Source organism: uncultured Psychrobacter sp. (assembly GCF_947488565.1).
Classification (GTDB): Bacteria; Pseudomonadota; Gammaproteobacteria; order Pseudomonadales; family Moraxellaceae; genus Psychrobacter; species Psychrobacter saeujeotis.
In genome coordinates this window covers 508,320-514,700 of the sequence record NZ_CANKZC010000003.1, presented here as the reverse complement: position 1 = coordinate 514,700, position 6,381 = coordinate 508,320, and the positions used below count along the sequence as shown (strand labels likewise).

General features: G+C 39.2%; 3 protein-coding genes. All 3 read right to left on the bottom strand.

Annotation, left to right across the window (positions count from 1 at the left end):
* Nucleotides 1–1,194 (bottom strand): HNH endonuclease (locus Q0890_RS09275; RefSeq protein WP_299219836.1); only part of this gene is annotated, 1,194 nt, incomplete at its 3' end.
* Between the two features lie 516 nt (nt 1,195–1,710).
* Nucleotides 1,711–4,950: a DEAD/DEAH box helicase gene (locus tag Q0890_RS09270; RefSeq protein ID WP_299219833.1), complete on the bottom strand. Its 3,240-nt coding sequence runs from the start codon at nt 4,948–4,950 to the stop codon at nt 1,711–1,713.
* Nucleotides 4,951–4,959: 9 nt separating this feature from the next.
* The gene (locus Q0890_RS09265; protein WP_299219830.1) at nt 4,960–6,381 is read right to left on the bottom strand and encodes an EH signature domain-containing protein; all 1,422 of its coding nucleotides are present in this window, start codon (nt 6,379–6,381) and stop codon (nt 4,960–4,962) included.

Sequence of the window (6,381 nt, the reverse complement as noted above, 5' to 3'; positions counted from 1 at the left end):
AGCCTGCTTAATCCAGTTCATATCTAAACTATCTACTGCTGTGGTCGCGTCACTGCCTGTATAACCGTCATACTCTAATTGTTCAATCAGACCATCACGCGAAAAACCCGAGCTTTCAAGATAGCTGTGAGCAGTTCTAACCGCATTTTTTTGAGCATTGGTTATGTTTGTAGGGTTACTTGGTGTTGCTTGTGCAGCTTCTGCTGCCACTGAATCAGAAAAGCAAGTCAAGAAAAAATCGTTTGTAGGTGGTGGCGCAGTATTGGCTGACGTGATTATATCAGGTGTAGCTTTTAATGAATGCGAATGAGGAATAGGTGGCAGCGTAGTTGTATTTGGACGAACCATGCTTACTGACGACTTTGGTGTAACTGCCCCAGGTTTTTCATTAAGTGACTCAGCGATAGAGACAGGCATATTTTGTGGCAGTGGTGGTGGCATAACAGGACGTGCCGCAACTTCTGGTTTTGGTATATTATTAACCAATTGGTCATGCTTTAAGCTTGGGACATGATCTGTTATTGATCCTTTAGAGCGATTACAACGCCAACACAGTACTTGCAAGTTATCTTCTGTTGATTTACCACCTTTTGATAAAGGAATAATATGATCAATCTCAAGTAAAAGATTTTTTTTATCCGAAGTGGAAAGAGAGCATATTTTGCAAGTAAAGTTATCTCGTACTTTAATTCTTTCTCTCAACTTGGCTGTCATTAATGCCCGTTGACCTGCTACACTATTCTTAAACTTCACCGATTCAGCTAAGTAACCGATAAATCGTTCTAGCTGGTCTAAGTCTAATCTGAAATCAAACCTTGATGAGCTGTTACCACTAGCTAAAACATACTGAAAGGTATAAACAGGAAAATACAACTGAGATAAGTTGACAAGCATAAAGCCTAATTCTTGCTTTATTCTTTCTTCACTAGAGCGCATTACAAATGGCGGTATGGATTCCATTACACTGGCTATCGTAGCATCTCTTTCCTGTACCAACAAAACCTTACCTTGTTCGGCAGCAGAAAAATCATTTAGTGCATTCTCAAACTTCTCTAAAGTTTCTTCAGTCGGTTTGATGTTAAAGTACTTACATAGATACTTGAATGGCTGATCGTTAGCGTTTTTCACAATAGATAGAGAGCATGGATGCGTCCATCGGTTGTTTGTGCTTTCAGACCAGTTCTTTCTTTTCATGTTATATCTACTGGTGTCAGACAGATTTCCTTTACCGTAGTCGAAGGATTCTATATCAGCATATGAAAGCTTTAGGTCTTGGATATGTTGATTTAAGTCATTACAGTCTTGTACATGCTGAGAGATACTTTCTTTTATGGCAAGAAATTCTTCACTCTTGAAATAACGATCTACAGCATACGGGTAAGCGACATTCTTTATAAAAAGATAAGTAATAACTGCAAAAATGATTGTATAAACGAAAAATAAGATTTTTCTCCATGCATATTTACGAGATAGCTACTAATAACCTTGTTAATCTCAAGGACTATCACATTAAAAAATGTTCCTAAAATAAGCAGATAGAGCAAAGCTAGCTATGCTTAGGCTCATTGTAGTCAACTTATGAAAATTTCTACTGCTATAAAATTTCTGCTAGATTGTTAGGGCATCATACCTTTATTTGTATCACTAATAATTAACGGCAGTAGTAGATAAAGATTAAAGATAACCGCCATCCTTTGTTAAAAGTCTTACTCAATAAACCGACTGAATCAGCTCTTGTGTGATCTCAGTGTTTGGTTCTAACATATCGTCAGCAAGACGACGCTTACTAGATAACAGCTTGTCCAGTTTGATTTCAAAGGTTTCAAAGTCTTGTGCTGAGATAGACGGATAGTACACATAGACCTCTTTATCTTGTCCAATGCGATACGCCCTATCTGTCGCCTGGTCTTCTTTAGCGGGGTTCCAGCTCCTTGTATAGTGAATCACATGATTTGCCTTTTGGATATTCACCCCGAAGCCAACAGCTACCGTAGATAAGATAATCGCATTAAACCCTTCTATTTCTTGAAACTTATCAATAGTCGCCTGCCGAGTTAACCCTTTTTTACTGTCGGTATTTGTGTCGCCGTTTACAGTCGTCACATTTAAACCATATCGCTCAAGTAAAAGACGCTTTATAAATACTTGAATGTCTCTAAACTCAGTAAAAATAATAACCCTCTCATTTTTTTGTTTTATGAGCTCTAAAGTATCTATTAGCCATTTAGCTTTAGGCGAGTCATTGATCGTTGCTTGTTGATGTAGCTTTAAGGGATGAGCACAAATCATCCGCATGTCATGTAACGCCTTTAACATAACGCCTTGAGCGCCTTGTTCAGACAAACTTTGAGTGTCATTAGATACTTGCTTATATAACGTGCGTTGTAACTGTGAAATTGTAATATCCTTACAATCATCAACCTCATGCTTCGCGGGCAACTCAGCGACATCGTGTTTCATACGTCTTAATACTTGCGGCTCAATCAATTGACGAAGATGATTTATTATTGCACCATTCTCATCCTCTTTTCTCTCAATAGGTCGACGGTACTCTTTGTTAAACTCGGTTAAAGAGCCGAGCAAGTTTTCTTGTATGAAGTCAAACAAACACCATAGATCTACTAGTGAGTTTTCTACAGGTGTACCGGTACAAGCAATCTTAAAGTCAGCTTTTTGGGCTTTAGCGGCTTTTGTCACCATAGCGGTGGGCACTTTAATTTTTTGTGCCTCATCGCAGACCATAACGCTCCAGTCCACTCTGCCTAAGGAGAACTCAAGATCTCGCATGGTTTCATAAGTGGTGAGCACAATATCTGCGCCGCCCAACCAATTATCTTCAAGTAGCTTTGTAATGCCATAATCATCTCTCAATTGAGAAGATATTAGGTGCTTAGGTATTTTTCGCTGTTTTAAATTATCCCCATATAGACTCAGCACTTTGCCAAACTTGGCACTAAAAAATCGATTGATTTCAGATTCCCAGTTTTCTAGCAACGACACGGGTGCGACCACTAACGCAGGTTTTTTATCTTCTGCTGTTTCTAGGATCTCTCCGATAAAACAAAGTAACTGCAGCGTTTTTCCTAGTCCCATGTCATCGGCTAACAAGCAGCCACTCACCTGCACTGGCGCATACTGATATAGGTTTTGTAGCCAAGCAACACCATACTCTTGGTGCTTTTTTAAACTGAATTCTTGATCTCTAAAGCTTGATGGTAGTCTCGCGTCTAGGCGATTTTTTTCACAAAGACTTAGAACTTCAGCTCTCTGTTTGGTAAAATCAGCCTCATCAATATTGTTGGCAATCAATAAGGTGGACTTTTTCTTTTTTTCAGCGGCATCTGGTTGCTCTTGTTCGGTATTACTCTCAGCTGTATTCTCATTTTTTGAATCACAAAGCTCATCTAACAAGCGCTTTGCTTCGTCTAATGGAATAGATACATTGCTCTCTGGGTGACGTACAAAGTTTGATCTTTCTAATTCTGCCTGCTCAATCTGCTGCTTAAGTCGTTCAGTAGTAGTCCCGATATCATTATCAGCAGTCAGCTGAGATAAAGTAGCGGACTCTTCAATAAGGTTCTGTGGCAACCATTGTGACTCGCCGCTATCTTTTTGAATGGCTTCAGAACTTAACTTTTCAGCCTCACCAATCCCTATTACTCGAGCGCTGTAATTATTTAAATCCAGTACGCTTTTAGCTTGTAAATCATCTTCATACTGCTGAATATTTTCTAGGTCGTTTTTAAGCGCGGCTACTTGATCATCTAAATAGCTGGTTCTATCGATGTTATAGCCTGCCCATAGAAAAACGGGAGATGGCTTCTCATAAGCAGCTATAAAGTGCTCAGCCTGTACTACATTCGAGAGCGCTAATAAAATAGGGTCTTTTTCTCGACCTGAGTTTTCATGCAGTGTCAGCTGAGCTGAAATAAAATATGATGATTCATCGTAAGCTTTATCTATACTCATACGATAGCTATAGATTTCTGCCTCTTCTTTTGATTGCTCGAAACCCTCTGAAGATATGACTTCAACTGCGTCATCACCTAACTGAGAAAAAGGGTTATGCAAAAAAGTCTGTGCACGCTCGCCAGCGATGCGCCGATTGGGCATTTTTTTGATTTCACTAAGTACGCTTTTGACTTGTGGCTCGATGATGACATGCGCAAGGCCGCCTTCTGGCAAGCTGATTGTATATTCACTTTGAACGTCATTATAGCTATCGAAAGTTTGCAGCCAGTTTGCAGGCGCGTCTTTAAAGTCGGGCTGTACTTCAACTATCGATTCTGTGCTCACTAAGTTTTTACGAAGATTAAGTTGCAGCTCTTCTGGGGCGAGTACGATAGTTTTACGTAAAAACTCATCTAAATTGGCTTCACTTTTATTAGCCAAACTACGTATCTGTGCCCAATATTTTTGATTTAATGCTTTGTCTTTATCCGTAATACGAGAGAATGCTTTAATCTTTTCAACCAGTTTCCAGACCGACTCATTTAATAAATACTCCTCGCCAGCAATACTAACAATAGCGCCTTCTCGTTTGACCGATCCTTTAAACTTAACCTTATTTTTATCACACCAGCCATCAAGAATGATTTGGAAGTCTTTGTCACTTATTCCATTTTCGCTACGGATGACCGGATATAAGTCACTTGATGGTGGCAAGTTAAGCCATTCAATGGCATTACTGTCTATAGTATGTTCAGGGTCTTGCTGTATCTCAAAAAGCGCTTCCCATGGCAGTACATAGCCATCATCTGACTGATAAGCGAGCTCTTCATCTGCCAAACTCTCCCAATAAAAGTCGGCATCTGTTTTAGACTCTGAGCTATAGCTATGCTTTAAACCAATGTCATCATATTGTAGTGGCGCAGGCTCGACACTATTGACTACAGTTTCTGATGTTGCGGTCTGCTTGTTTTTATTTTTTTTCCAAAATGCTAGTTTCATAACTGCTCTCTAATGGCGCCTTTTATATTTTGGACTAGCAGGTTGATTAGAAAAAACTCCCAATTCAGAGAGTTTTTCATCAAATCTTGCCTCCCAATTTCCTGAATGACTCAAACTCATGCCCCGACCAGAATCACTTTTAAAGATTGAATGCTGTTTACTTTTTAATTCATGAACCGTGATGTTTTTCTTACTAAGATTGAAAGGTAAGTCACTATATCCATAGCAGGCATTCCCAGTATCTGAAAAATCAACAATATGGACGTTATCAATTTTTAATAAAAAAGCATTGTTACTAGGGGTAGAGCCTATAAGGTTCTTGAGCCTGCCACGGTTAAGTTCTATAAACTTTTTATGTGCCGGATTCCGAGATTGCAGAGCTGCTGTTCCTAAAAATATCTGAGAAAAAGAGATTTTATCAATAAACTTAATCCAGTAGTCAAAGCGATCCCTATCGGCTGTATGACTAAATAATCTAAAGAACGCTTCTAAATCTGCTCTGACGAACCACTGAATCACCATTTTTTTGGTATCTAAGCTGATATTACGCCAGCCTGCCGATGACTCAAATTGAGGATTACCCCACTGCGTCAAAGAGATGTTCTTTAAGACTTCATGTACTATCGTACGTCTTGAGGTTGTTGCATAACGTTCAAGTAACGCTGTTAAGATATCTTTAGTATAAATTGGGTTTTGTTCTAATAAGCGCAGAAAGCGAGGGATGGCTTCTAGGTAATCGTCCTCTTTCATCGTTTTAACCGACTTGATAGATGAACTTACTAAGCTATCCCAAAACCAACTATTCGGTGCGATACTTAGGCTTTCTAGCTGATTACTTACTCTGTCCTCATCGCTATTATGTAAAAAATTACGAATAAACTTTTTGGAAGGGTCTGCTGATAGTAGTTCAGGATGGTCGGTTAACGTCGTCAGCCATTTCTTTGGGCGTGTGGTAGTTTGAAATAGAGAGGAGCGGTTGTTACTCAAGATGTTTTTGAGCCCAAGCCAATTGTTAGGACGTTTATTGATCTCCTCTTGCTCTACCGCGAAATAACTATAAAGTAGCGGGAAATAAACGGCCTTAAGCAGTTCAGGCTGCATGCTATTAAACTGCTCGATCAGCTTACCACCTATAAAGGTAAATAAAATTTTATCCTCATAATGCGGCAGTTTTTTGCTTAGTGACCATGCAATATTCTTCCAGTCACGTTTGGTCAGATAGTCGGTGCCATGTTTTTCTAACTTCTTAATAGAATTGATAATCTTTTCTTCAACAGGCTGAGCATTTTCCATATCATCAAACTTACGCTCAATGATATCTAAGGTTTTTATTAATTTATGCGGTCTAGCAAATTTGTTTTGTGCTTGAGCAGGCTCAGAGAACTTCTCGACGCTCACGTTTAGTCTTTGCTTTAAATCAGCGATACTCAT